Origin of the sequence: Mesorhizobium sp. M7A.F.Ca.ET.027.03.2.1 (assembly GCF_003999175.1) — a bacterium.
Lineage (GTDB): Bacteria > Pseudomonadota > Alphaproteobacteria > Rhizobiales > Rhizobiaceae > Mesorhizobium.
In genome coordinates, this window is record NZ_RZOM01000711.1 from 1 (window position 1) to 3259 (window position 3259).

At 64.0% G+C, this 3259-nt stretch carries 3 protein-coding genes; all 3 read right to left on the bottom strand.

All coding sequences use genetic code 11. From position 1 onward, the window contains the following. Positions 1-826: ABC transporter permease (locus tag EN750_RS25405; protein WP_145967902.1), on the bottom strand; the 826-nt coding region annotated here is incomplete at its 3' end. After that, on the bottom strand, positions 826-1956 hold the full coding sequence (locus EN750_RS25410; RefSeq protein WP_127269000.1) for an ABC transporter permease: 1131 nt from the start codon (positions 1954-1956) through the stop codon (positions 826-828). The genes EN750_RS25405 and EN750_RS25410, both read right to left, overlap by 1 nt. Beyond that, on the bottom strand, positions 1953-3259 hold a 1307-nt coding region (locus EN750_RS25415; protein WP_145967903.1), incomplete at its 5' end, for an ABC transporter ATP-binding protein. The genes EN750_RS25410 and EN750_RS25415, both read right to left, overlap by 4 nt.

Genomic DNA, 3259 nt, shown 5'->3' on the forward strand with positions numbered 1-3259 from the left:
TTGCCAGATAGGGCAGCGAAGAAAGGAACTGTGAAGGCACTGGAATACCAAAAGCCTGTGCATGAAGCTGGCCGATCCACACCGCGCCGAAGATGTAGGCGCCGGCCAGCACCCGCCATGGCCGCCAGGAGGCGAACACCACTAGCGCCAGCGCGATCCAGCCGCGGCCGGCGCTCATGTTCTCGACCCATTGCGGCGTGTAGACCAGCGACAGATGGCCGCCGGCAAGCCCGGCACAGGCGCCGCCGAAGATCACCGCGAGATAGCGATAGCGGATGACCTGGATGCCAAGCGCATGGGCCGAGGTGTGGCTGTCGCCGATCGAGCGCAGCGTCAGTCCGGTCCTTGTCTTGAACAGGAACCACATGACGGCCGCGGTGAGCGCGATCGAAATGTAGAAGATCGGGTCCTGACCGAACAGCAGCCTGCCGACGACAGGCATTTCCGTCAGACCGGGAATGTAGAGGTTGGGCAGCCTTTCGCCGGGTTGGCCGATAAAGCTGGTGCCCATCATGCCGGACAGGCCAAGGCCGAGCAGCGTCAGCGACAGGCCGGTCGCCACCTGGTTGGTGGCCAGCGACAGCGTCATGACGGCAAACAGCAGCGAGAACACCGCGCCCATGGCGATTGCCGCCAAAAGGCCGATCCAGGGCGAGCCGGTGAGATAGGTCGCGCCGAATCCGCCGACAGCGCCCATGATCATCATGCCCTCGACGCCGAGATTGAGCACGCCGGAGCGCTCGACCACCAGTTCGCCGATTGCCGCGATCAACAGGGGCGTTGCCGCCGTGGCGATGGTCAGAAGGATGTTTACGGTGATGTCCATCAACGGGCTTCCTTCAACTTTGGCGCGGCTTCGAGTTTCGCGGCACCTTCCGGCTTGGTCAGCGCCAGGCCGACCAGGCGAATGCGGTAGTGGATGAGCGTGTCGCAGCCGAGCACGAAGAACAGCAGCATGCCCTGGAACACCCGCGCCACCTTGTCGGAGATGCCGAGCGCGCTCTGCACCGCTTCGCCGCCGAGATAGGTCAGCGCCAGCACCAGACCGGCGGCAACGATGCCGAGCGGGTTGAGGCGGCCAAGGAAAGCCACGATGATGGCGGTGAAGCCATAGCCGGGCGAAATGACAGGCTGCAGTTGCCCGATGGCGCCCGAGACCTCGGAGATGCCGGCGAGTCCCGCCAGAGCGCCTGACAGCAGGAAAGCAAAAAAGACCATGCGGTTGAGGCCGAAGCCGGCGAAGCGCCCTGCCCGCGGGCTTGAGCCTAGAACGCGCACCTCAAAACCTTTCAGCATGCGGCTCATCAGGATCCAGACCAGCACCGCGGCGACCAATGCGAAGACAAAACCCCAGTTTGCTCGCCCGGCATCCGGCATCAGCTCCGGCAACACGGCCGAATCGTTGAACTGGATAGTCTGCGGGAAACCATGGCCCTGCGGATCGCGCCAGGGTCCGCGCACCAGCCAGTCAAGGAAAAGCTGCGCGACATAGACCAGCATCAGGCTGGTCAGGATTTCGTTGGTGCCGAAGCGTGTCTTGAGCAGAGCCGGGATCGCGGCATAGGCCGCGCCGCCGACCATGCCGAGCAACAGCATCAGCGGCAGCACCAGCGGACCTTCGAACTGCGGAAACAGCACGGGAATCATCGAACCGGCAATGCCGCCGAGGATGAACTGGCCTTCGGCGCCGATGTTCCAGATGTTGGCCTTGTAGCAGACCGACAGGCCGACGGCGATCAGGATGAGCGGCGCTGCCTTGATCGCCAGCTCATGTAGCTGCCAGACCTGGCTGATCGGCTCGATAAAATAGATATTGAACGCGGTCAGCGGATTGACGCCGAGCAGCGCGAACATGACGGCGCCGGCAATGATGGTCAGCGCGAAGGCGATGAACGGCGACAGGGCCGAAAACAGCATGGAACGCTGCGGGCGTTTGACGAGTTCGAGGCGCATCATGCCGTCTCCAGCGAGTGTTCGGCGTGGCCTGGTTCGGCGCCGCCCATCAGCAAACCTACCTTTTCGAAGGTTGCCTCGGCGATCGGCATAGGCTTCGACAGCTCGCCATTGTGCATGACCGCGATCGCGTCCGATATCTCGAACAGCTCGTCGAGATCCTGGCTGATCACCAGCACCGCCGATCCGCTGCGCGACAACTCGATCAAGGCCTGGCGGATATGAGCGGCAGCGCCCGCATCCACGCCCCAGGTCGGCTGGTTCACCACCATGACGCTTGGCCGGCGGTCGAGTTCACGGCCGACGATGAATTTCTGCAGATTGCCGCCAGAAAGGGCCGCGGCCTCCGGATCCGGCGCACTCTTGCGTACATCCATCGCCTCGATGATGCGTTGGGACGCGGCTTGGATGGCACCGCTCTTCACCATCCCGCCGGAACCGACGAACGCCTTGCCGTCGGTGGCATGGCGCGACAGCAGCAGGTTTTCGGAAAGCTTCATGCGCGGTGCCGCACCGTGGCCGAGGCGCTCCTCCGGCACGAAGGCAGCGCCCAGCAGTCGGCGCCCGGTGATGGTGAGGCCTCCCGCATCCTTGCCACGAATGCGCACCGAGGCGGCATCCTGCTGCGGCACTTCGCCTGAAACGGATTCGAAGAACTCGCCCTGGCCGTTGCCGGCGACGCCAGCGATGCCGATCACCTCGCCGGCGCGGACGTTCAGGTTGATGCCCTTGAGCGGAATCGAGAACGGCGTTGCCGGTTTGCGGCTGAGATTGCGGATTTCGAGCAGCGGCTGCGCCGTGGCGATCCCCTCGACCGGCGCGCGCACCACCGCCTGCACCTCGTTGCCGACCATCATGCGAGCCAGCGAAGACGCGGTTTCCTCGCGCGGATTGCAGTGGCCGACGACCTTGCCGTGGCGCAACACGGTGGCGCGGTCGCAGATGCGTTTGACCTCTTCGAGCCGGTGCGAAATGTAGAGGATGGATTTGCCTTCCGAACGCAGGCGCTCCAGCGTCTCGAACAGCTTGTCGGCTTCCTGCGGCGTCAGCACCGAGGTCGGCTCGTCCAGGATGATGAGCTGAGGCGTTTGCAACAGGCAACGGATGATTTCGATGCGTTGGCGTTCGCCTACCGACAGGTCGCCGACCAGCGATTCAGGATCGAGCGGCAGGCCGTAGCTGAAGGAAAGCGCCCTCGCCTTCGCAGCGATGCTGTTGATCGGCGAGCCGTCGTCCAGCGACAGGGCAATGTTTTCGGCCGCGGTCAGCGCCTCGAACAGCGAGAAGTGCTGGAATACCATACCGA